This is a genomic window from Streptomyces sp. NPDC057963, assembly GCF_042887155.1.
Lineage (GTDB): Bacteria > Actinomycetota > Actinomycetes > Streptomycetales > Streptomycetaceae > Streptomyces.
Genome location: NZ_JBHVPX010000003.1, coordinates 269,469 through 292,196, shown reverse-complemented (window position 1 = coordinate 292,196; position 22,728 = coordinate 269,469). Strand labels below are relative to the sequence as shown.

Below are 22,728 nucleotides of genomic sequence, written 5' to 3'. Positions count from 1 at the left end.
TGCCCGGCCATGCCGTCCGGTCCGGACGCGCCGTCCGAAATCCGCCGGACGAGTCCGGCCGGGCGCCGCAGAATCGTCCATGGACCGACGAACCCCGCGGAAGGAATGCCCGATGATCCTCTGCACGACCACGGACGCCCCGCCGGGTGGACTGCTGCACGTCGGCGAGAAGTGCGCGAACCCCCTGCCGGTCATCCGGCCCTTCCACCGGGTGAGCGGCGCGGACGGTCCCCCGGCAGGCCGCGCCGGAGGGACGGAGCGCACGCGGCGGCCGCTGTTCCACGAAGGTGCCGCCCAAGGCGGCATCCGGGGCGTCGGCCGGGCAGCCGCCCGGTCGGCCGGCCTCCCACCGACCGCGTACTGAGGAACCAGACCCGTGATCGACACCACTCCACATCCGACCGGAACCCCGACCGACCGGGTCGACACCACCGACTGGACCGCACTCGCCGACGAAGTCGACGCGCACGGCAGCGCGCCGACCAGACAGCTGCTCACTCCGGACCAGTGCCGCGCGATCGCCGGTCTGTACGACGAGACCGAACGCTTCCGCACCACCGTCGACATGGCCCGCCACCGCTTCGGCTCCGGCCAGTACCGCTACTTCACCCATGATCTGCCCGAAACGGTACGGGAGTTGAGGGCAGCGTTCTACCCGCACCTGCTGCCGATCGCCCGCGACTGGGCCGCCCGGCTGGGGCGGCCCGCTCCGTGGCCGGACGGGCTGGAGGAGTGGCTCGGCATGTGCCACGAGGCCGGGCAGTCCAAGTCCGCCCAGATCCTGCTGCGTTACGGTGCCGGAGACTGGAACGCCCTGCACCGGGACGTCTTCGGCGACATGCTCTTCCCGCTCCAGGTCGTCATCGGACTCGATACGCCGGGCACCGACTACACCGGCGGTGAGTTCCTCATGACCGAACAGCGCCCCCGCGCCCAGTCCCGGGGAACGGCCACCACCCTCCTCCGGGGACACGGGCTGGTCTTCACCACCCGTGACCGCCCCGTGGCCTCCAGACGCGGCTGGTCGACCGCGCCCATGCGGCACGGTGTCAGCACCGTCCGCTCCGGTCGGCGCCGCACCCTCGGCCTCGTCTTCCACGACGCCGCGTGAACGGCGGCGACGAGGCCGGACACCGGCCGCGCGCGGTGTGCCTGCCGGACGCGTACGCCCCCTGGAAGGAGAAGCGGAAGCGGAGCCCGGGGGAGGCCCCCATGAGCCCGGTCGAGGACGCCTGGAGCCCGCTCGAAGACGCCGCGCGCAGCGGCTCGCCCAGGCTCTGCACCCCCGTCGCCGACAGCCCCGGGCCCGTTCCCCACACCGCAGCGGAACTGACCGCGCTCATCGGACTGCTGACCGCGCCCCGCTCGCGGATCCGGTCCGTCGCCGTCGGGCACGGGCGCGACGCCGAATCCCGTACCGCCGCGCAGGCGTTCGTGCGCGCATGGGGCTCCCTGCACCGGGACGTGCTCGCCGTCGTCGACTGGCCCGAGGACGCCGCCTCGTGGCTCCGCCCCGCCCGGCGGCTGACCGCCCAGGCCCCGGACGCGTGGGTGCTGGCCGCCGCGCCGCTCGGCACGGCCCAACTCGTCCGGCGGCTGCGCCACTCCACCGACTGGGATCCGGCCCGCACCTTCGGTTTCGCCTCGCTCTCGGCCCCGCGGCTCGTCGAACTCGCCGGTGCCGACACGGTCCACGGCCTGCGCGGCGTCTTCGCCGACGGTGGTACCTGGTACCTGCGCCGCGGCTGGACCACTCGCTACGCGCCGGTGGACGTGGCATCCGCGCAGCGCTCCGGGGTGCCCGGGTAGGTTCCCGGCACGTCGGTGCGGAAGGCGGCCAGTGCGGCGCACGGCACGGGAGCGAGGGTGCTGGTGGCGTGGGCGTCGGGGACCGTGCAGGGCGCGCACATAGGAGGCCACCACGGCCTTCACCCGAGCCGTCGGGCCCCGAGAGGTGCCGTCCCGGGCCCCATCAGCTGTGCCGGGGGTCCGGCGATACGGACGTCGCCCGCATCGTCGACACCGGTGAAGCGCAGTCCTCAAGTCCCCGGCGGCCATCGCCCAGGACCTCATCGTCCGGCTCACCGGCTGACGATTCCCGTCCTCCCGTCGACGGGCTGAGCCCGTGCCAGTAACATCGCGGCCCCGACCCGCTGTTGTCGCCCGCCGCCGAGGTGCGGCAACGGCACCGTGCCAGGGAGAACGTCATGCTGAAGATCTTCGACGACCTGTCCACACCACTGGTGGCCGACGCCTGCCTCCGCGTCGATGTGCCGCTGCGTGCCGCACCGGCCGGCATCGGCGCCCTGATTCCCGGCCACCGGATCGCGGGCCGGGCCCTGCCGGTGCGGCACTACGGCAGCGTGGACGTGTTCCTGGAGGCGTTCGGCAGGGCCCGGCAGGGTGACGTGCTGGTCATCGACAACGGCGGCCGGTCGGACGAGGCATGCATCGGTGACCTGGCGGTACTCGAGGCCGAGGCGGCGGGCGTGGCAGCCCTGGTGGTGTGGGGGCTGCACCGGGACACGCCGGAACTGGTGGAGGTCGGCCTTCCCGTGTTCAGCTACGGCAACCACCCGCTCGGCCCGGTCCGGCTGGACGAGCGGGAGCCCGAGGCCCTGGCCACGGCACGCTTCGGCCCGCACCTGGTGAGCGGGGAGGACCTCGTCCTCGGCGACGAGGACGGCGTGCTGTTCGTCCCGGCCGAACGCGCCGAGGAAGTGCTGACGACCGCGCACGCGATCCGGCGGACCGAGCGAGAGCAGGCCCGCAGGATCGGGGCGGGCGAGACACTGCGCGACCAGACGTCCTTCGACGACTACCTGGCACGGCGCTCGGCCGATCCCTCGTACACCTTCCGGCAGCACCTGCGGCGGACCGGCGGGGCCATCGAGGAGTAGCCCGCGCCCGGCGGGTTCACGGGCGGCCGGCCCGCTCTCCGGGCGCCGTCCAGGACGTGCCGGTGGCCGGAGAACGGTGGCGGGGCTGCCGCCACCGGCACGCCGACGGGACATCCGGGGGAGAGGCCGGGGCCCCGCGCCGGGTCACATGGTGCGGTCCACGAGGAACGGAAGCAGCGCGAGGATGTCACCGAGCGCGGCCGGGGCCAACGGAACGCTTTCCAGGCTGCGACGCGCGCTGTCCAGGTGCTGTTGCGCCTCGGCCAGGGTCGCGGTGCGCCCACCGGCTTCCTCGACGAGATCGGCTGCCCGCCGGGCGCCGGCGGCATCGAGCGGATCGCCGGTGCCGAGAAGTGCGGCGAGGCGCCGGGCGGCGGGGTGGCCGGCGGCCAGGGCCGCGAGCACGGGGTACGTCTTCTTCAGCCGGCGCAGATCCCCGTGCACGGGTTTTCCCGTGACCTCCGGATCTCCCCAGATTCCGAGGAGGTCGTCCACGGCCTGGAACGCCACGCCGAGATGCCGCCCGGCCCCGGCGAGGGCGTCGACGGTCGAGGCCGGGGCTCCGGCCAGCACTCCGCCCAGCCCCGCCGCGCAGCCGAGCAGCGCGCCCGTCTTGTGCTCGGCCATCGACCGGTACTCCTGCGGGCTCACCGCTTCGGGTCCGGTCCAGGGACGGGTCTCGAAGAGCAGGTCCTCGGCCTGACCGCGCACCAGGTCGGTCAGCATTGCGGCGAGATGCCGCACCGCCACCGCGCCGTGGACACCGGGTGCCTCGGCCAGCGTCTGTACAGCCAGTGCGAAGAGCGCGTCGCCCGCCAGGATCGCGGGGCCGGTTCCGTACTCCTTCCAGACGGTGGCGCGCTGCCTGCGGGTCTCGTCGCCGTCCATGATGTCGTCGTGGAGGAGGGAGAAGACATGGATCAGCTCGACGGCGACCGCGCCGACGACAGCCTCCTCCGCGGGTGCCCCGGCGGCTTCGGCGCCGAGCAGCGCGAGAGCCTGGCGTACGCCCTTGCCCTGAGAGCCCGGGACGGGACTGCCGTCCGCCGCGACCCACCCGAGGGAGAAGGCGGCCATTTCCGTGTGCCACGGGTGCAGACGCTGCACGGCCTGCACGAGCGCCGGGCGTACGAGGTCCCGGCAGCGGGCGAGGATCTGCGGTGCCGGGGCCTGCTGGGTTGCGGACCCTGGTGTCATCGCTGTCCGCTTTCCTCGTGCGTCCGTCCGCGGACCGGCGCCACACCGAGTTCGGCGTACGCCTTGTCCACCATGTCCCGGGCGTTGAGCAGCCCGATCCGGCTGAGGGTGCGGCGCAGTTCGTCCAGGTCGGCGGCGGTCTCGTCGAGGTCGCGGCCCAGCCGGGCCAGCGACTTGACGAGACCGAGCCGGGCCAGCGCCTCACCCCGGGGTTCGGTCATGGCACGGAATTCGGCGAGCGCCTCCTCGTAGACCTCGCGCGCCTCCTCGTATCGGCCGGCGCGGTAGAACACGTTGGCACGCATCTTGTGGTTGTACGCGAGCGCACTGGACAACTTCATCTCACGGCACGTGAGTTCGGCTTCCGAGAGCAGGGTGAGTGCGCGCTCCGGGTCGTCGTCCCGCAGGGAGACGATGTCCGCCATGCCCCGCAGGGCCCATGCCCGGCCGCGCCGGTCGTCCGCGTTCCCGGCCAGTTCGGCCGCCTCCTCGAACATGGCCAGGGCGCTGTCGAGCGATCCGGTGTTGCGGTGGATCTGTGCGATGCCCTCCAGGGCCCACACGGTGTGGCGTGCCTCGCCACGGGCACGCGCCTCGGCGAGCAGCTGTTCGTGCAGAGCCGCAACGGTCCGGTAGTCGCCCTGTATTCGCCCGGTCTCGGCAAGGCCGGCGAGGGAGTAGCCACGGGCGACGATGTCCCCGCCGCGTTTCCCCATGTCGGCTGCGAGGCCCAACAGCCTGAAGGCGAGCCGGAGTTCACCGCGCTGCCGGGCGAGTGTCCCGCCGCTCCACAGGGCCCAGGCCATCGCTCCCTGGTCACCGGCCGAGCGGGCGGCCCGGTAACTGGCCTTCCAGGCCCGATCCGCGTCCTTCACGTTGCCGAGCCTGCGATGTGCTTCGGCCACTGCCAGCCCGCACCGCGCCACTTCCTGCTGCGACCCGGTGAGTTCGGCCTCCCTCAAGTGGCGTACTCCTTCTGCCAGTACATCCGTGAGAGAGGAGTTCACCGACATCTTGGTGAGGGCGCCTTGGTACTCGGGCGCCAGTGCCTTGCTGTGCATGGGAGCCTTTCGCGCGTGGCCGGGCCGACGGCAGAGCGACTATTCTCTTCATGTATACATGAAGTGCATAGTCGACTGGTGGTCGGCCCCGGGCACTCGTGGTGGGGGGCTTGTCACTTGCGGCGAACCGCCTTGCTGTAGATCAAGACGGTGCTCGTGTGTCCGAGGTTGCTCCGCGGTCAACAGAAGTCGAACATCGCTCGTCGCGACGTCCCGTGACGCTGCGTCAGATGAGTGGTGGCCTTCGCGCCAGGGGGCGGTGGCCCCGTGCAGGAGGCCGGTGTCGAGTCGCCCCCGCCCGGCCGCGGGTGTGCGGGGCGGCTGGGGCTGGCCGGGCCGGTCAGGGCATTCGCAGCTCGACCCAGGGGATGCTGTCGCCGGGCAGCAGGTACCTCTCGACCTCGACGAACCCGTGCGCCAGTGCGAACCGCAGCCCGTCGGCGTTGGAGGAGAGGACGACCGTCTCGATGGTGTCGGCGCCGGACGCCCGCGCTCGATCCAGTCCTCGCGCGTAGAGTTCCGCGCCGAAGCCCTGCCGGCGGTGAGGAGCGAGCACGCGGGCGATCACTGTGACGGTCGTCGGCCCGGAATCCGCGGCACTCGTCGGCGGACGCACGGTCGAACACCCCACCAGGACGTCGTCGAGATACGCAACCTCCAAGTGGTTGCGCCGAGCGCGCTCACGGACTTCGTCCAGGGGCAAGGGTGCGGTGGGGATGATCGCGTTGTGGACGTGCTGCCAGTCCTTGAGAGCGGCGTCACTGTCCGGCTGTTCGATTCGAAGGTTTCTCACCGGGGCAGGGAATCCGCACGCATGACCACACGTCAAGCGCGTTTTGCGCGCACGCGCGTCGGACCGGCGCCGGGTCCTCGGCTCCACGCGTCAACTGCCGAGCGGCCTGCCCCACGAGGCGGGGGCGACCGCGGCGAGATCGGTCCGGAGAACGGGGCGCCGCTCGTCGTGCCAGACGACGGTGAGAGGAACGTCGAACGGGAACTCGATGTCAGAGCCGTCCTCGAAGGAGACGACCGCATGCGTGTCCGGGCCGGCCGGGTGGTTGTCGACCCACTGCACGTGTTCCACCACGGCCGTCAGGACACCGCCCGGGTCGACGAGCCGGTAGCCCTCGTCCACGTCCTGGGACCGCACGGGCATCAGCGCCGGCTGGTCCTTTGCCGCTTGCTCGTTCCGGTAATACGTCGTCATCCGGCCAAAACTACCTGACATCGACTTCCGCCGAGTCGCACGACCGCAAGTGATTCGGCGCTGCCATCACCTTCCGCGGCACCCCGAGAACGTGAGCGGTTACTGATGCCTCCGCAGGCTCTGGCCGTGGTAAAGGACAGAAACACGAGGGAAGCTCTCGTGGATTCGCGGCAATCGCTTACATCCCGGCACGCAGCCCGTACGTCACTCCGATGCTGTGGATCCCAGGGCAGTCTCCGGATGCGCTCTGCCCTGATATCCGCCCCTCACCACGCTTCGCAAGCTGCTTGAGCACCACCTCGAAGACGATGGACCGGGGCCGGCCGGTCACGGGCAACGCGGCGGCGGCGACAGGAGGCCGGACCGCCTGGCGGCGCACCGCACAGGGCGTGGTCGGACGCCCTGCGAAGCGCCGCCGACGCCTTCTGGTTAAGCTCGACGAGGGGCCGAGTACCAGAACGACGGAGGCTCCCATGACGACGCTCGAACCACGTGATGTGGCCCCTCGCCTGGCCGTCGGTGCGTTCATCCTGAACTCCGGCCTGGGCAAGCTGAAGGCGGACGACGAGACGGCGCAGGGCGTGCACGGCATGGCCTGTATCGCCTACCCGTTCCTGAAGAAGATCGAAGCCGGACGATTCACCCGGCTGCTCGCCTGGTCGGAGATCGCGGTCGGCGGAACCCTGCTCACCCCCTTCGTGCCGACCCGGCTGGCCGGACTGGCACTGACAGGGTTCTCCAGCGGCCTGCTCGGTCTCTACCTGCGGGTGCCGGGGATGCGGAAGCCCGGCAGCCTGCGGCCCACCGAGAACGGCGTCCCGCTGGCCAAGGATTCCTGGATGCTGGGTATCGGACTCGGATTCCTGGCCGCGGACCTCCGCTGGGCGGACGGGTGCGCGTCCCGGTGTCCCCGGCGGCGGACCCGGGGCTGAAGGGTCAGCCGGCGCCCGGACCGGCAGCGGCCGATCGCCCCTGCACGCACAGGGCGGGGACAGGGAGCGGACGCCGAACGGCGCTCGCGGAACGCCGGTGCGGAAGGAGACCGGAGAGATGCCGGTGGCACGGTCCGCGAGACGCAGCGGATGGTTCCGGACGGGAGCCCGGTGGTGAGCGCGGTGATCAGAACGATGGTGGTCGACGACGACGCCCTGGTCCGCCTGGCTCTGACCGACCTGCTGGCGACCGACTCCGGCGTCGAGGTCGTCGCTCAGGCGGCCGACGGACTCCAGGCGGTGGCGGCAGCCGCAGCGCACCGAGTGGATGTAGCCCTCATGGACATACGGATGCCCCGGATGGACGGCATCGCGGCGGTCGAACGGCTGCGCCTGCTGCCCCACCCGCCGCGCATCATCACGCTGACCACCTTCGACCTGGACGAATACGTGTACGAGTCGCTGGCGGCGGGCGCCGACGGGTTTCTGCTCAAGGACTCGGACCCCGCGGAGATTCTGCGGGCCGTGCATGTCGTGGCCGGCGGATCGGCGATGCTGCACCCGACCGCCGCCCGACGGCTGATCGACCGCTACCACCGCGGCGCCCGGCCGGGCGCCGCCGCTGCCCGGGGCAGGGTGGGGCGCCTGACACCGCGCGAGAGGGATGTGCTGGCGCTGCTGGCCGAGGGCGCCACCCATGCGGAGATCGCCGACGGGCTCCGGACGAGCGAGAGCACGGTGAAGGCTCATGTGAGTCGCATCCTGACTACTCTGGGAGTGGGCAACCGTGTCCGAGCGGCTCTGGCCGCCCGGGACGCCGGGCTGACGGATGGCCCTCCGTTGCCGCATGCGTAACGGTGGGTAACTGCCCGGAGTGCGGTGTACCGGAAAACCTGGTTCCGTGGCGGGGTCCGCTCCGCCCACAGATCCAAGGAGTGATCATGAGCGAGTCAGAGGAATACCGCGGTCGCATAAAGGAGATGCGCGCCAAGGCGAAGGACCTCCAGGACGCCGCCGAGCGCACCACCGACCCCAAGGAACGCCAGCGCCTGAAGGACAAGGCCCGCAGGATCGAAGCGGAGAGCGACCAGGTCAGCGGCATGGCGAGCGGGGACATCTACCCCATGGAGTAGTCGCCCCTGCGGGGCGGTCGAGCCGGGCGGCGACCGCCTGCCCCGGCCGTTTCACGCCGCCGCCATGGGCGCGCCGCCGCAGCCGGCCCCTGAGCGCCGCCGTTCAGGGGCCGCGCGCCGGTTCCGTCCACGGGCCGGGGAATCCTGGCAGAGGCCGCGCGTTGAACAAGGGCGTGAGCTCTGTGATCGCATCGACCCGGTTTTCCGTACTCGACCGTTCCCGCACCCGTGAGGGGCATGACGGCCCGGAGGCGCTGCGTGACACCGTGCGCCTCGCCCAGGAGGCCGAGGCGCTCGGGTACCACCGGTTCTGGGTGTCCGAGCATCACGGTGTGCCCGGGGTCGCCGGGTCGGCGCCGACGGTACTGGCCGCGGCGGTCGCGGCGGCGACCTCCACCATTCGGGTCGGTACGGGCGGTGTGATGCTGCCCAATCACCAACCGCTGGTGGTGGCCGAGCAGTTCGGGGTCCTGGAGTCCCTCTTCCCCGGCCGGATCGACATGGGCCTCGGACGCTCGGTGGGCTTCACCGGCGGTGTCCGCAAGGCGCTCGGCCGGGACAAGGCGGCGGCTGAGGGGTTCGCCGGGCAGCTCACCGAGCTGCTCGGCTGGCTGGACGGCACGCAGAGCGTCCACCCGCAGGTCCATGCCCGCCCCGCCGAGGGGCTGCGGGTCCCCCCGTTCGTGCTGGCCGTCGGTGAGGGGGCGGGCATCGCGGCGGCGGCCGGGCTGCCACTGGTCGTCGGGGACCTCCGCGGCCGGGAGGAACTGCTGCGGGCGATCGATCGCTATCGCCGGGAGTTCCGTCCCTCCTCCTGGGCCTCGCGGCCCTATGTGGTCGTGTCGGGCACGATCGCGCCGGCGGGGTCCCCGGAGGAGGCCCGGCGCCTCCTGATTCCGGAAGCCTGGGCCATGGCGTACTCCCGGGCGCACGGCGTGTTCCCGCCGCTCGCCCCCGCCGAGCGGGTCGAGGCGCTGGCCATGACGGAGAAGGAACGCGGCTTCTACGAGAGCGGATTGCGCGGTCACCTCCATGGCACGGAGGAGGACGTGTCCGCAGCGCTCGAATCGGCCATCGAGGAGACCGGTGCGGACGAGGTGCTCGTCACCACCAGCACCTATGACCGCGCGGCACTGACGGACTCCTTGCGCCGGCTGGCCCGGATCGCGGAGCTGACCGTCTGACCACCAGGGCGTCCGACCGCCCCGGTCGCTGCCCACCGGGCCGCCTGCGGGGGTGCACCCGGTGGCTGCGGGACGCTCACCCGTATCGCCCGTATCCGCGCAGCGCGCGGCAATCCTCCGGTGGTTCCCGCCGTCACACGTGGCACGCTGGGCCCCCGTATGTCCCGGACCATCCGAGGAGACGTGCCACGTGCCGCGGAACCAGCCGGCGGAGTCCCTCGCCACCCCGGCCGTGCTGGCCGAGGAGCGCCGACTCCGCAAGGAGCTCGGATTCTGGGCCCTGACCGCGATCGGCTTCTCCAACATCCTGGGGTCGGGCTGGCTGTTCGCGGCCATGTACGCCGCCCGGACCGCCGGCCCCGCCGCTCTGCTGTCCTGGATCGCGGCCGGCGCGCTGTGCGGCCTGGTCGCCCTCGTCATGGTGGAACTCGGGGCCACCCGTCCGGAGGGCGGCGGCACCGTGCGCTGGCCGTTGTACGCGAGCGGGCGGCTGGTCGGCACGGTGATCGGCTGGTCCGTCCTGCTGTCGGTCGGCGGGACGGCGGCGGAGATCAGCGCGATCATGCAGTACGCCGCGCACTATCTGCCGGGGCTGCACGCGGGCGGAAGGCTCAGTGCCCCGGGCCTCGGTGTGGCCGTCGGGCTGAGTGTCCTGTTGACCGCGCTCAACTGGTTCGCCGTGCGGATGTTCGCCCGGCTGAACAACCTGGTGTCGGTGTTCAAGGTCGTCGTCCCCGTCGTCACGGTCGTCGCGCTGTTCCTCTCGGGCACGCACTCCGGGCGCCTCACCGACCACGGCGGCTTCGCGCCGTACGGCTACGCGGCATGTCTGACCGCTCTCGCCGGTGGAGGCATCGTCTACTCCGTCAACGGGTTCCAGGCCCCGCTCGACTTCTCGGGGGAGGCCCGCAACCCGCGCCGCAACGTGCCGGCCGCCGTCCTCACCGGAATCGGCCTCGCCGTGCTGGTCTACCTCGGGCTCCAACTGGCGTTCCTGTTCACGGTGCCCGAGTCCCTGCTCGGCGGCGGCTGGCAGGGAGTCGACTTCGAGTCGCCGTTCGGGCAGCTCGCCCTGGTGCTCAATCTGCACTGGCTGGCCACGCTGCTCTACGCGGACGCGGTGATCTCTCCCGGCGGTTCGGCCTATGTGGGGGTGGCGATCGATGCCCGGCACACGTACGCCCTGGCGAAGAACGGACTGCTGCCCCGCTACTTCATGCGGATCGATGCCCGTTCCGGCATGGCGCACCGGGCACTGGTGCTCAACCTCGCCGTCATCGTCGTCTTCATGCTGCCCTTCGGCGGCTGGCAGGACATCGTGAGTGTGATGGGCGACATGTATCTGCTGACCTACGCGGCTTCGGCCGTCGCCGTCGCTGTGTTCCGGGCACACGAGCGCGGGAGCGGGGTGCCGCGGAGGGCGGGCGAGGTGCCGGGGGTGCGCTGGATCGCGCCGGTCAGTTTCGTCGTGGCCGCCGAGTTCGTCTTCTGGTCGGGCTGGCACGACCTGCGGCTCGCCCTGCCGCTCGTTCTGCTCGGTGTCCCGCTGTTCCTGTTCCAGCAGCGTCGTGCCGAAGGGCCTTCGGCACGTGCCCAGTTGCGCCACGGTGCCTGGCTGGTCGTCCATCTGGCCGCGCTGACCGTACTGTCCTGGCTCGGTACCTTCGGCGGCTCGGGGCGGCTGCCGGCACCCTACGACTCCGTGGCGGTCGGGGCCGTGTCCCTCGGTGTCTTCGTATGGGCCGTGCGCTCGGGCGCCGACCACCTCGGAACGGCCGAGGCCCCGGCAACCGCGGCCCCCGCGGCCTGAACGGAAATCGCGAGGGGCAGGTCCCGGAAGGTCCCGGTGGCCCTGCCAACGACCGGCCCCCGACGGCACATGAGGGAAATCGAGGGTTCCCGGCACCTCCGGCCGGGTGCCGGTGAGGACCACCGGCCGGCCCCGGCCGGTTCCGCGCCCAGGGTCTTCCGTTCGGATCAGGCCGGCCCCCGCGAGCCCGGCCTGATCCCGAACGAGAGGTCCCAGCGGTTCAACAACGAGAGGTCCTAGCGGTTCAACAAGGCTGTGGCGATGGCGACCTGGGCCGGCTCCAGCGCGGTCCTGCCGTCCTCGATGTCCCACAGCGCGTTCTGGAGGACGCGACCGAGCGTCCAGCCCGTCGCTCGTTGCCGGTCCAGGCCGAGTACCTCGGTCAGCAGGTCGAAGCGGCGGAGCACCGCGCGTGTCACGTCGCCGGTCGCCACGACCTCCTGCCAGCGGTTGTCCATCGCGGGCAGCAGCTCGAACCCGGGGTCGCCGGCCAGGGGTTCGGGGTCGATGGCCAGCCAGGGTTCCCGCTGCCCGGCGAGGATGTTGTCGTAGTGCAGGTCCCAGTGCAGCAAGCGGTCGCCGGGTTCGCCGATCAGTTCGGCGACCGCGGCCGCGCAGGTGCGCACCAGCCGCCGCTCGGCGGGGTCGCGCAGACCCGGCACGGCACGGGGTACTTCGTCGAGCATGGCCGCGGCGATGTCGGCCAGGTGCCGGAAGCCCTGTGGCGCGGGTACCGCGACCAGGCGGGCCATCAGCTCGGCCAGGATCTGCAAGGCGGCGCCGTCGTCGGCCACCGACGACAGCGGCCGGGCCGCGTCCAGCCGTTCCAGCAGCATGGTGCCGGTGTCCGGGTCGTGGTCGAGCAGGTGCACCACTCCGTTGCCGTTCCAGGCCCGCAGGCCCGGTGCGGCGTCGATGTTGTCCTCGGTGACCTGCTGGAGCTTCAGCACCGCGAGTGCACCGTCGGCGCGGGTCACAGGCAGTACGAGTGAGGCCATGCCATGTCCTGGAGGGCCGTCCGGCCGCAGCGTCCAACGGTCCAGGAACTCCGCGGCCAGCCCCGGCAGTGCGGTGATCCAGGCACGGCCGGACGCGCCGCTGTGCCGTTCGTACAACGCGGCGAACGCTTCGGGGACGTCGATGGGGTTCGTCGTGCTCATGTCGGTTCTTCTCCTTCGCCGGAATCGGGTTCGCTCAGGTACGAAGGAGGTCGGGGGTGCCCGGATTCCGGGCAGGCGTCAAAGCATGCCTCCATGCTACCCGGGACGCCGAATTGCCCCGCGCGTCAAGGGCGATGACCGCACGACACGTCGGGGTGCGGCGCGTGTCGATGGCAGGAGACGAGCGGAAGAACGGGGATCGTGAAGGCATGAACAGCGTTGACCTTGTGACGGACGCGTTCAACCGCGTCCAGGAGACGGTGCACTCGGCGGTCGAGGGGCTGTCACCCACCGACCTCCATGCCCGCCTCGACGCCGGAGCGAACACGATCGCCTGGCTCGTGTGGCACCTCACCCGAATTCAGGACGACCACGTCTCCGATGCGGCCGGCATCGAGCAGGTCTGGTTCACCCGGGACTGGGCCTCCCGCTTCGACCTGCCCTTCGAGAAGAATGCCACCGGGTACGGACACAGCGATGCGGACGTCGCGGCCGTGCGGGTGGGCTCGCCCGAACTCCTGCTCGGCTACTACGACGACGTCCATGAACAGACCCTCGATTTCCTCGGCGGACTCGACGGCAGGGCACTGAACCGCGTCGTCGACGAGGCGTGGTCGCCGCCGGTCACTCTCGGGGTCCGCCTGATCAGCGTCATCGCGGACGACCTGCAGCACGCAGGCCAGGCGGCCTTCGTCCGGGGCTCGCTCGAACGCCGGTAGAACTCCCCTCGGGCGCAAGCCCGTTGCCCGCTCGGGGCGTCGGTGTGCTCCGACGCCCGTGCCGGCCCCCCTGGTCCTCCGGGGCCGAGGTCATGGACCACATGGCCTCGGCGTCCGGGGGCCCGGCCTTTCAGACCTTGAGGCCAATGCCGCTCACCGCGTGCCCCTGCTGGGCGTCCGCCGGGCTCTGGGCGGGGTCGGGGCGCCAGGTCGACGTCCTGACGACGCCCGGCTCCACCAACTCCAGGCCGTGGAAGAAGTCGGCGATCCGTTCCGGGCTGCGCAGATGGTACGAGCTGGCCGAATTGGCGTTGTAGGAGGCAACGGCCAGGTTCAGCGCTTCACTCGTGTTCGTGCCGTCGCTGAGGGCCAGGTAACTTCCCGAGGGGAGTGCGTCCAGCAGCCGGTCGACCAGCGACCACGGGTCGTCCTCATCGGGGAGCTGGCCCATGATCCCGAGCATGGTCAGCCCGATCGGCCGGCTGAAGTCCAGTGTCCTGGCCGCTTCGGCAAGGATCGCGTCGACGTCCCTCACATCGGCGTCGATGTACGCGCACGCGCCCTCGGGGGTGCTGGCGAGCAGAGCACGGGCATGGGTCAGGACGAGCGGGTCGTTGTCGACGTACACGATCCTCGACTCCGGGGCCACCCGCTGGGCGACCTCGTGCGTGTTGTCGGCCGTGGGCAGGCCCGTGCCTATGTCGAGGAATTGACGGATGCCCGCCTCCGCGGTCAGGAAGCGCACGGCGCGGGCCAGAAAGGCACGCTGAAGCCGGGCGATGTCGGCGAAGTCCGGAAACGTCTTGAGGATCATGTCGCCCATCTGATGGTCGACGGTGTAGTTGTCCTTGCCGCCCAGCAGGTAGTTCCATACGCGTGCCGAGTGCGGCCGGTCCGTCTGAAGCCTGTCGGCCGGCGACTGCGAAGATGTACTCATGGCCAGATCTTCACATATGCCTCCGGCACATGCCTGAGGTATTGATCGCCACCGAGGACGCGAAGGGGGTTGCGCCTCCGGCCGGACGCACAACCGGGGAGAGGATCCGCGGACAGCCGGTCAACAGCCGCGAGGCGCGGTGGAGGTGATGATTCCGGTGCCGGTCTCCCTTCCAGGCCAAGGGGTTGACTGCCGGGAGCGGCAACATCGCCGTCGTCGCACGTTCCGCATCAACCAGGCGGAGGCCGGCCGGCCGCGGTGATGGGACGGCGCGATGCAACGTGACGCGCCGGAGATCGTGGACCGGGGAACGGCCGGACGAAGGCGGAACTGCGGCGCGCGGTGGGTCTGGCGTGGCGGCTGGGAGCGATCGGCCGGACCGCCTCCTGGGGACGCCTCGAGTGAACGGGCCGAGGCCGGTGCGGGGCCCGGTGCTCATCCGTCGATGAGGAGATTCCTCGCGAAGTCCCTCGGCACCGGGTAGATCCGCTCGGGCGGCAGCAGCCGCCGGGCCTGGGCGGACCGGCCGCCCTGCCTGAGTGCCGCGATCTTGCGGGCCTGCGGGGTGACGTCGGTGAGGTCGACGACCCAGTCCTCCGCGAAGGTGCGGATCAGCCCGCGTCCGATTCCGACCTGGATGCTGTAGTGATTGAGGGCCGCCCCGCGAAGCGAGCGCTCCGGATCCCACTGGACGTGTACGGGGGCCCGGCCGACGGCCGCCGGGTCGGCCGTCGTCAGCACGGCCCGGGAGAGAGCCTCCTCCCATCCGGCACGGGTGATCCGTACCGCCAGGATGCGCTCCTGCCCCGGCTTCTGCGCCCAGTTGCTGCGATGCATGAGCCACAGGAACGACGGTTTGATCCAGGTCATCCGGTTGAAGGAGAACGGCGTCACGAACCGTTTCGCCCGCAGGGACGGATCGGCGACCGCCGGTGAATAGGCCTGGTAGACCACCATCGTCTCGGCATCGAAGTGGGCGCGCACCTGGTACTGGGCAGTCATGCGCCACAGGCTGCCAGGCGCCCGATTCCGTCGCGAACGGGTTTTCGCTCCGCCGACCGGACTGTTCATGCCCTCGCACCCTTGTGTACGTCTTCGTCGCGGCGCACCGTGGGCGAGGCGGTTTTTCGTGCGGCGCCACCATTCGGCCCCGCTGCACGGCTGCCTAAGGTTCCTTCACTCGGCGGCGGCGTGCCGCTCCCTCGGAGGTGACCATGGCCAGCACCGCAGGCTCGGAGACGAGAAGCAGAACGAGGCGAGGGACCCGGTCGGCGGCTGCGACGGCCACGGTCCTGGGCGTGGTCGCCACCGCGGCCGCGTGCGGTGGCGGCTCGGCCGCCAACGGTGCCGGCGGGTCGGCGGTGGTGTTCGCCGTGGCCGCCGATCCGGGCACTCTCAGCCCCACGATGGCGCTGGCCGGCACCGCACTGTCGATGAACTCCTTCTCGTACGACACGCTCGTGCACATCGCGGCCGACGGCAAGGTCGTATCCGGTGTGGCCGAGAAATGGTCCGCCACGGCCGCCTCCGCGCAGTTCACCATCCGATCCGGGGTGACCTGCGAGGACGGATCGCCGCTCACCGCGGACGATGTGGCCGCCGAGTACAACCACATCGCCGATCCGAAGAACCAGTCGCCGTTGCTGGGGCTCTCCGTCCCCGTCACCGCCGTGGCGAAGGCCGACAGGGCGAGCCGGACCGTCACCGTCACCACGACGAAGCCCGCGCCGTTCGTCGTGGAGATGTCCCGGCTGCTGCCGCTGCTCTGCAAGAAGAGCCTCGCATCACCGGCCGCGCTGGCCAAGGCCACTGCCGCGAGCGGACCGTACCGGCTGACCGAAGCGGTTCCGGGCGACCACTACACGTACGTCAAACGGGACAAGTACACCTGGGGGCCCGGGGGATCCCACGCCACGGACCTCCCCGGCAAGCTCGTCTTCAAGGTGGTCGCCAACGAGTCGACCGCGGCCAACCTCCTGATGGCCGGGCAGATCAACGGGGCCGTGATCAACGGCGCCGATCAGGACCGGCTGGACGCGGCCAAGGTGAAGAACGAGAGTTCCGAGGCGCTGTCCGGGCAGTTCCTGTTCAACCAGGCAGCCGGCCGCCCGACCGCCGACCCGGCCGTACGCAGGGCTCTGGTCTCCGTACTGGACCTGGAGCAGCTCGCCAACGTCGCCACCGGCGGGAAGGGCAAGCCCGCCACCGGCATCGGTGAGACCGCCCCCACTCCCTGTTCCGGAGACACGGTGACCGGGAACCTGCCCGCCCATGACACCGGGCAGGCCGCCGCCGCACTCACCGCGGCCGGCTGGGCGAAGAGCGGCGGCACCTGGGCCAAGGACGGCAAACCGCTCGCCGTCGGGCTCAGCTACCCGACCAGTCAGGGCCCGCAGGTCGCCTCGGCGGTCGAACTCGCCGTTCAGCAGTGGACGTCCTTCGGTGTGAAGGCGTCCGCGAAACCCACCGGCTCGTCGAGCATCCTCAGCACCCTCAGCGGCGGCGACTGGGACGTGGCGTGGGCGCCCATCGGAGTCGCGCTCCCGGACCAGCTGACCCAGTTCTACGACGGGCCGCCGCCGCCGAAGGGCAACAACTTCGGCTCCATCGACAACCCCGACTACCGCCGCCTCGCCGCGCAGGCCGCGGCGAAGCCCGGCGCCTCGGGCTGCGCCCTGTGGGAAGCGGCCGACGCCGCCCTGGTCAAGCACGTCGACATCGTGCCGATCGTCAGCAGGCCCGTCCGCTACTACGGAAAGGGCATCACCTTCCAGGTGGACGGCGGCGGCGTCGTCCCCAGCACGCTGCGGCGGAGCGCCGGCTGATGGCGACGATCACCCTGAACTCCGTGGGTGCGACGGTCCGCAGTCCCTGGGTCGGCTTCGCCCTGCGCCGCGCCTGGCGGCTGGTGGTGTCGCTGGCGGCACTGGTCACGGCCGCGTTCGCGATGATCCATCTGATCCCCGGCGACCCGGTGCGCTCGTCGCTCGGCACCGCCGCCGACCCGGCGCTGATCGCCGCCCGCAGGCACTCGCTCGGCCTGGACCAGCCGCTGCTGAAGCAGTACGGCGACTTCGTCGGCCACCTCTTCCAGGGGCGGCTCGGTGACTCCATCGGCGCCCAGATGCCCGTCTCCGAGATCATCTCCAGCCGGCTCCCGGCCACCCTGCAGATCGCCGTTCCCGCCTTCGTGCTGATCCTGCTGCTCGCCATCCCGGTCGGGATGACGGCCGCCGTGCTGACCAAGGACGGACGCAGGCGGCGTGGCGAGCTCGCCTTCACCGGCGTCACCGGGTTTCTGGGCGCGGTGCCCGAGTTCCTGCTGGCGGTCGGCCTGATCGCGGCGTTCGCGGTGGCATGGCCGGTCTTCCCGGTGGCCTCGCAGGGCGGCCCGGACTCCTACGTACTGCCGGTGCTGGCGCTCACCGTCGTCCCGGCGGCGACCCTGTCGCGCATCGTGCGGGTCGAGACCCTGCGGGTGCTGGGCGAGGACTACATGCGGACCGCGCGGGCGAAGCGGCTCCCGGCCCGGCTGCGCTATCTGCGCCATGCGCTGCCCAACCTGCTCACCTCCTCGCTCACCCTGGGCGGCCTGCTGTTCAGTTCGCTGCTCGCCGGCACCGTACTGGTCGAGAACGTCTTCGCCTGGCCAGGCCTCGGCACGTCGATCGTCCAGGCGATCACCGAGAAGGACTATCCGCTGGTCCAGGGCGTCGTACTGGTCTACGGGGCGGCCGCACTGCTGATCACCTTCGCCGTCGACGTGGCCGTGGCCGTCGCCGACCCCCAGTCCACCGTCCGCGGGAGTTGACGATGCCTCATCAGAAGCAGGACACCTCGCTCCGGCACCGTCTCGGGCGCACGCTCAGAACGCCGATCGGCATCACCGCGCTGACCGCATGCCTGCTGGTGGCGCTGGTCGCCGTGTTCGGGCCGGTCCTGCTCGGCGATCAGGCCGCACGGGTCGACACGGACGCGATCAACCGGGGCAGCAGCGCCGCCCACCTGCTGGGCACCGACCAGCTCGGCCGCGACATCGCCGCGCGAGTGGTGGTCGCGACCCGGCTGACCCTGCGGCTGACCCTGCTGGCCGCCCTGATCGGGGTCGGCGGCGGGCTGCTGCTCGGTGTGGCACCGGCGGTGGTGGGCCGACGCCTCGGCCGGCTCATCACCGCGACCGTCGGCGTACTCGTCGCCTTCCCCGGGCTGCTGTTCCTGCTCTTCCTCGCCACGATCTTCGGCGTGGGAAGCACCGGGGCGGTGTTCGCCGTGGGGCTGGCCATGGTCCCGCCCATGGCACGGCTGGTGCAGAACCTGACGGCGTCGATCGCCGGATCCGACTACGTCGCTGCGGCCCGCATCCTCGGCGTGGGCCGGTTCAAGCTGGTGGTACGCCACCTGCTCCCCAACATCGCCGAGCCGTCGGTGCTGTTCGCCACCCAGGCCGCGGGCAGCATCCTCGTCGCCTTCTCCGGCCTCTCGTTCCTCGGACTGGGCGTACAGCCGCCCGAATACGACTGGGGGCGGCTGCTCAACGAGCAGTTGAACCGGATCTATGTGAATCCGACGGCGGCACTGGCGCCCGGCGCGGCCGTGGTCCTGACGGGGCTGATGTTCGGTCTGGTCGGTGAGGTGCTCGCGCAGGCCGGTGGCCGACGGGCGCCACAGGCACCGGAGCCGACGCCGCCGGAGCGGACGGGGGTGCAGGACGAAGCGGCCGCCGACGGCGCCGACGGGGCCCTGGTCCGGGCACGCGACCTGCGGGTGACGTTCCCCGGCGGGCGGCAGGCCGTACGCGGGATCGACGTGGACATCGCCGTGGGCGAGGCCGTCGGCCTGGTCGGCGAATCGGGCTCCGGCAAGAGCCTGAGCGCGCTGGCCCTGGCGGATCTGGTCCCGCCCCTGGGACAGGTCTCCGCGGCGACGCTCCGCTTCGACGGCCACGACCTGCGGGCGGAACCGCCCCGGGGCACCGAACTGGCCATGGTCTTCCAGGACCCGATGGCCTCGCTCAACCCGGCCCTGCGGGTGGGCCGCCAGCTCGCCGAGGTGGCCGAGGTGCACCTCGGTGCGAGACGCGCACAGGCCACCGATCGCGCCGTCGACCGGCTCCGCGCCGTCCGCATCCCCACGCCGGAACGGCGCGCCCGGCAGCGGCCGCACGAATACTCCGGAGGGATGCGGCAGCGGGCCGTCATCGCGATGGGCCTGATGGGGGAGCCGAAGCTGATCATCGCCGACGAGCCGACCACGGCGCTCGACGTGGCCGTCCAGCAACAGGTCCTCGACCTGCTCGCCGAGGTGCGCGAGGAATCCGGCGCCGCACTGCTGCTGATCTCCCACGACCTCGCCGTCGTCGCCCAGGTCTGCGAACGGGTCCTCGTGATGTACGGCGGCCTGATTGTCGAGGACCTCCCGGTCGCCCAACTGGCCGGCGGCGCGGCCCACCCGTACACCCGCGCGCTGGTGGGGGCCGTCCCGACCATGGCCACGGATCCCGGCACGGAACTGGCGACCATCCCCGGCCGGCCCCCGGAACCGGGGGAGACCGGCCCGGGATGCCCCTTCGCGCCGCGCTGCGAACGCGCCCGGGAACGCTGCCGCGGCGAGGCTCCCGCGCTGGCGGACCTCGGACCGGGCCGCAAGGTCGCCTGCTGGTACCCGGTGGACGCGGTGACGGTCGGCGCCCCCGCCGAAGCCACCTCGCACGGAGCGGGGGCAACGTCATGAGTTCACTGGAGCTGCGGGGGATCACCGTGCGCTACGGCCGCTTCACCGCGGTGGAGAACGTCGACCTGCTGGTGCCCGAGGGAACGGTCACCGGACTGGTGGGCGGGTCCGGGTCGGGCAAATCGACCCTCGGCAAAGCCGTCGTCGGCCTGGCACCGGTGCACTCCGGGCGCGTACTGGTCGCCGGCGGCGAGGCCGCCCGACGGCGCGGACGCAGCCGGGTGCAGCTGGTGTTCCAGAACCCGTACGCCTCGCTCGACCCGCGCATGGCCATCGGCGCGTCGGTCGCCGAAGCGCTGCCCCGCGAAACCGGCTCGCGCGAGGCATCCGCCCGCAGGGCACCGGCCCGCGAACGCCGCGCCGCACGTGACGCGGAGGTGGCCCGCTGCCTGGAGCTCGTCGGCATCGACCCCGCGCGGGCCGCACTCACCCCGGACGCGCTCTCGGGCGGCCAGCGCCAACGGGTGGCCCTGGCAAGGGCCCTGGCCGCCCGGCCGGCCGTGCTGATCGCGGACGAGATCACCTCGGCCCTGGACGTCTCCGTCCAGGGCGCGGTGCTCAACCTGCTGCGCGGGCTCCAGCGCGAGCTGGGCTTCGCGATGCTCTTCATCTCCCACAACCTCGCGGTCGTCCGGTACCTGTCCGACCAGGTCGCCGTGATGGACGGCGGACATCTCGTCGAATGCGGACCCACCGAACGGGTGCTGGGGCGCCCCGAGCACCCGACGACCCGGAACCTGATCTCCTGCGTACCCACCCTTGCCCTCGCCGAGGAGGCATCATGACCCGACCGCTGGCGATCGACGACCTGTACCGGTTCGAGATCCCCGGGGATCCCGCGCTCTCCCCCGACGGCGAACGTGTCGCCTACACACTGTCCACCCAGGACGCCGAGAACGACCGTGTCGTGCGGTCCATCTGGGAGGTGCGTGACGGGGGCGGTCCGGCCCGGCGGCTCACCCACGGTCCCGCGGACACCGCGCCTCGCTGGTCCCCGGACGGCACGCGACTGGCGTTCCTGCGCGCGGGGCAGCTGCATCTGCTGTCCGTCGACGGGGGAGAGGCCACGCCGCTCACCACGCCCGCCCGGTGCCCGGCGGGGGCCGGGGCACCGGTGTGGAGTCCGGACGGAACGCGGATCGCGTACTCGGCCCCCGGGACCCGGCGCGACGACGCCGCCCCCGTCGTCATCGACGCCCTCGGCTGGAAGGCGGACGGGGCGGGCCTGATCGGATCCGTCCGGACCCAGCTGTTCGTGGTGGACGTGGAGTCCGGCGAGGTCCGCCAACTCACCGACGGCGACCGGCAAGCCGGCTCGCCCACCTGGTCGCCCGACGGCACACAGCTCGCCTACCCGGCGCAGAGCGGCCCGGACGCGGCGGTGCTCGGGACCTCGGCCGCCCATGTCGTCGGGGTCGGGGACGACGCGCCCGAGCCCCGCCGGATCGGCCCCGCCGACGGTCTCGCCGGTCCGGTGGGCTGGTTCCCCGACGGGTCCGCGCTCCTCGTCGTCGGCCGGCCCGCATTCGGCGTCGGCCACCTGGAGCTGCTGCGCCAGCCCCTGGACGGATCGGCGCCGGTGTCGCTCAGCGCCGCTCTGGACCGCAACGTCCTGCCGGGCGGCCCGGGTTACCCGGGCGCCCTGCCGCAGTTCCACGGCGACGCCATCGTGTTCTGCGCCCGCGACCGGGGTGCCACCCGCCTGTTCCGGGTGGACGCGGCCGGGATCAGTGCCTCCCCGCTGCCCGCGGGCACCGGGGTCAGCGGCTGCTCCGTCGCCACGAAGGCCGGGCGAGCGGCGGTGGTGGTCTCCGACGCGTCGAACTTCGCCGAGATCGCCCTGCTCGATCTGGACGCCTGGACGTCCGCGGGACCGCGCGAGCCGTCGGCCGGGCGACAGCCCGTGCGACTCACCGGCCACATGGCCCGGTCGCTGCCCGAGATCGCCCTCCACCCGGTCACCGAACGCGAGTTCACCATCTCGGACGGGACGGTGGTCCACGGCATGATCACCCGTGCCGCCCGGACGCCCGAGGGCGGGCCGCTGCTGGTGGACGTGCACGGCGGACCGCACAACGCCTGGGCCCCGCACTCCGATCCGGTCCACCTCTACCACCAGGAGCTGGCCTCGCGGGGCTGGACGATCCTGACGCTCAACATCCGCGCCAGCGACGGCTACGGCGAGGCGTTCTACACGGCCGCCGTGGGCACCTGGGGCGAGACGGACGAACAGGACATCCTGCAACCGGTCGCCACCCTCGTCGCCGAGGGGCTCGTCGACCCGGAGCGGATCGCCCTCACCGGCTACAGCTACGGCGGCTATCTGACCTGCTGGCTCTCCGCCCGCAGCGACCTCTTCGCCGCCGTCGTACCGGGCGGCGTCCTGGTCGATCTGAAGAGCATGGCCGGCACCTCCGAGGAAGGACACCTGATCGCCGGCTACGAGATCGGCGACCCGGAGCGGCTGGCGGAACTCTCACCGATCAGCCATGCCGGCGCGGTGCGCGCGCCCACCCTGATCCTGCACGGCGGCGCCGACGACACCTGCCCGGTCGGCCAGGCCGAACAGTGGTTCCACGCGCTGCGCACCCGGGACGTGCCGGCCCGGCTGGTCGTGTACCCCGGCAGCTCGCACCTGTTCCTCCTGGACGGCCGGCCCTCGCACCGGGAGGACTACTCCCGCCGGCTGATCGAATGGGTCACCACGCACACCGACCGCTGAAACCGCCGCATCCGCCGAACCAGTTGAACGAAAACG

The 22,728-nt window shown here is 71.8% G+C and carries 22 protein-coding genes; 15 read left to right on the top strand and 7 right to left on the bottom strand.

Translation table 11 applies throughout. From position 1 onward, the window contains the following. Positions 1-112: 112 nt before the first annotated feature. The 4 genes from ACFVT1_RS08400 (at position 113) to ACFVT1_RS08385 (ending at position 2,900) form a co-directional block, all read left to right on the top strand. Positions 113-364, top strand: coding sequence for an MGMT family protein (locus ACFVT1_RS08400; RefSeq protein ID WP_389793591.1), 252 nt, complete (start codon positions 113-115; stop codon positions 362-364). Between the two features lie 12 nt (positions 365-376). Next, positions 377-1,111: a 2OG-Fe(II) oxygenase gene (locus tag ACFVT1_RS08395; RefSeq protein ID WP_389793590.1), complete on the top strand. Its 735-nt coding sequence runs from the start codon at positions 377-379 to the stop codon at positions 1,109-1,111. A gap of 101 nt (positions 1,112-1,212) precedes the next feature. Beyond that, positions 1,213-1,809 (top strand): hypothetical protein, encoded by a 597-nt coding sequence (locus tag ACFVT1_RS08390; protein ID WP_389793589.1) that lies wholly within the window; start codon positions 1,213-1,215, stop codon positions 1,807-1,809. A 398-nt stretch (positions 1,810-2,207) separates the two neighbouring features. Further along, a complete protein-coding gene (locus ACFVT1_RS08385) occupies positions 2,208-2,900 on the top strand; it encodes an RraA family protein (protein ID WP_389793588.1) in 693 nt (230 codons plus the stop codon). A 144-nt stretch (positions 2,901-3,044) separates the two neighbouring features. Here the strand turns inward: ACFVT1_RS08385 and ACFVT1_RS08380 are convergent, their stop codons facing one another. The 4 genes from ACFVT1_RS08380 to ACFVT1_RS08365 all read right to left on the bottom strand — a co-directional run bounded on the left by ACFVT1_RS08380 (position 3,045) and on the right by ACFVT1_RS08365 (position 6,365). Beyond that, positions 3,045-4,097 carry a polyprenyl synthetase family protein gene (locus ACFVT1_RS08380; protein ID WP_389793587.1) on the bottom strand — a complete coding sequence of 351 codons (1,053 nt, stop codon included), beginning with the start codon at positions 4,095-4,097 and terminating at the stop codon, positions 3,045-3,047. Further along, positions 4,094-5,158 carry a tetratricopeptide repeat protein gene (locus ACFVT1_RS08375; RefSeq protein ID WP_389793586.1) on the bottom strand — a complete coding sequence of 355 codons (1,065 nt, stop codon included), beginning with the start codon at positions 5,156-5,158 and terminating at the stop codon, positions 4,094-4,096. Before ACFVT1_RS08375 ends, ACFVT1_RS08380 begins: the two co-directional genes overlap by 4 nt. Before the next feature lie 340 nt (positions 5,159-5,498). Continuing rightward, complete coding sequence (locus tag ACFVT1_RS08370) at positions 5,499-5,951, bottom strand: GNAT family N-acetyltransferase (RefSeq protein WP_389793585.1); 453 nt, start codon at positions 5,949-5,951, stop codon at positions 5,499-5,501. Positions 5,952-6,041: 90 nt separating this feature from the next. Next, positions 6,042-6,365, bottom strand: a complete 324-nt coding sequence (locus ACFVT1_RS08365) for a hypothetical protein (protein WP_389793584.1) — start codon at positions 6,363-6,365, stop codon at positions 6,042-6,044. A 473-nt stretch (positions 6,366-6,838) separates the two neighbouring features. Here ACFVT1_RS08365 and ACFVT1_RS08360 point away from each other — a divergent pair, with 473 nt between their 5' ends. The 5 genes from ACFVT1_RS08360 (at position 6,839) to ACFVT1_RS08340 (ending at position 11,424) form a co-directional block, all read left to right on the top strand. After that, a complete protein-coding gene (locus ACFVT1_RS08360; RefSeq protein WP_389793583.1) occupies positions 6,839-7,297 on the top strand; it encodes a hypothetical protein in 459 nt (152 codons plus the stop codon). Positions 7,298-7,480: 183 nt separating this feature from the next. Then, positions 7,481-8,152 carry a response regulator gene (locus ACFVT1_RS08355; protein ID WP_389793582.1) on the top strand — a complete coding sequence of 224 codons (672 nt, stop codon included), beginning with the start codon at positions 7,481-7,483 and terminating at the stop codon, positions 8,150-8,152. 86 nt (positions 8,153-8,238) lie between these two features. Next, the gene (locus ACFVT1_RS08350; RefSeq protein ID WP_389793581.1) at positions 8,239-8,430 is read left to right on the top strand and encodes a DUF6381 family protein; all 192 of its coding nucleotides are present in this window, start codon (positions 8,239-8,241) and stop codon (positions 8,428-8,430) included. Between the two features lie 173 nt (positions 8,431-8,603). Next, on the top strand, positions 8,604-9,614 hold the full coding sequence (locus ACFVT1_RS08345; protein ID WP_389793580.1) for an MsnO8 family LLM class oxidoreductase: 1,011 nt from the start codon (positions 8,604-8,606) through the stop codon (positions 9,612-9,614). Between the two features lie 190 nt (positions 9,615-9,804). Then, positions 9,805-11,424: an APC family permease gene (locus tag ACFVT1_RS08340; RefSeq protein ID WP_389793579.1), complete on the top strand. Its 1,620-nt coding sequence runs from the start codon at positions 9,805-9,807 to the stop codon at positions 11,422-11,424. Positions 11,425-11,660: 236 nt separating this feature from the next. On the opposite strand, the gene ACFVT1_RS08335 is transcribed toward ACFVT1_RS08340, so the two are convergent. Next, positions 11,661-12,584 carry an aminoglycoside phosphotransferase family protein gene (locus tag ACFVT1_RS08335; protein ID WP_389793578.1) on the bottom strand — a complete coding sequence of 308 codons (924 nt, stop codon included), beginning with the start codon at positions 12,582-12,584 and terminating at the stop codon, positions 11,661-11,663. Between the two features lie 209 nt (positions 12,585-12,793). Here ACFVT1_RS08335 and ACFVT1_RS08330 point away from each other — a divergent pair, with 209 nt between their 5' ends. Continuing rightward, positions 12,794-13,303, top strand: a complete 510-nt coding sequence (locus ACFVT1_RS08330) for a DUF664 domain-containing protein (RefSeq protein ID WP_389793576.1) — start codon at positions 12,794-12,796, stop codon at positions 13,301-13,303. Between the two features lie 130 nt (positions 13,304-13,433). Here ACFVT1_RS08330 and ACFVT1_RS08325 read toward each other — a convergent pair whose 3' ends face one another. Together ACFVT1_RS08325 and ACFVT1_RS08320 are read right to left on the bottom strand one after the other, a co-directional pair. Then, positions 13,434-14,240: an SAM-dependent methyltransferase gene (locus tag ACFVT1_RS08325; protein WP_389793575.1), complete on the bottom strand. Its 807-nt coding sequence runs from the start codon at positions 14,238-14,240 to the stop codon at positions 13,434-13,436. A 435-nt stretch (positions 14,241-14,675) separates the two neighbouring features. Then, positions 14,676-15,242 (bottom strand): DUF4291 domain-containing protein, encoded by a 567-nt coding sequence (locus ACFVT1_RS08320; protein WP_389793574.1) that lies wholly within the window; start codon positions 15,240-15,242, stop codon positions 14,676-14,678. A 212-nt stretch (positions 15,243-15,454) separates the two neighbouring features. Between ACFVT1_RS08320 and ACFVT1_RS08315 the strand changes: the two genes are divergently transcribed. The 5 genes from ACFVT1_RS08315 to ACFVT1_RS08295 are packed head-to-tail and all read left to right on the top strand — an operon-like array spanning position 15,455 to position 22,692. Further along, positions 15,455-17,065, top strand: coding sequence for an ABC transporter substrate-binding protein (locus ACFVT1_RS08315; RefSeq protein ID WP_389793573.1), 1,611 nt, complete (start codon positions 15,455-15,457; stop codon positions 17,063-17,065). Beyond that, complete coding sequence (locus ACFVT1_RS08310) at positions 17,065-18,051, top strand: ABC transporter permease (RefSeq protein WP_389793572.1); 987 nt, start codon at positions 17,065-17,067, stop codon at positions 18,049-18,051. Before ACFVT1_RS08315 ends, ACFVT1_RS08310 begins: the two co-directional genes overlap by 1 nt. Before the next feature lie 2 nt (positions 18,052-18,053). Next, positions 18,054-19,970, top strand: a complete 1,917-nt coding sequence (locus tag ACFVT1_RS08305; protein WP_389793571.1) for a dipeptide/oligopeptide/nickel ABC transporter permease/ATP-binding protein — start codon at positions 18,054-18,056, stop codon at positions 19,968-19,970. Then, complete coding sequence (locus tag ACFVT1_RS08300; RefSeq protein ID WP_389793570.1) at positions 19,967-20,755, top strand: ABC transporter ATP-binding protein; 789 nt, start codon at positions 19,967-19,969, stop codon at positions 20,753-20,755. Before ACFVT1_RS08305 ends, ACFVT1_RS08300 begins: the two co-directional genes overlap by 4 nt. After that, a complete protein-coding gene (locus tag ACFVT1_RS08295) occupies positions 20,752-22,692 on the top strand; it encodes a S9 family peptidase (protein ID WP_389793568.1) in 1,941 nt (646 codons plus the stop codon). The genes ACFVT1_RS08300 and ACFVT1_RS08295 overlap by 4 nt, the downstream gene beginning before the upstream one ends. The last annotated feature ends 36 nt before the right edge of the window (positions 22,693-22,728 follow it).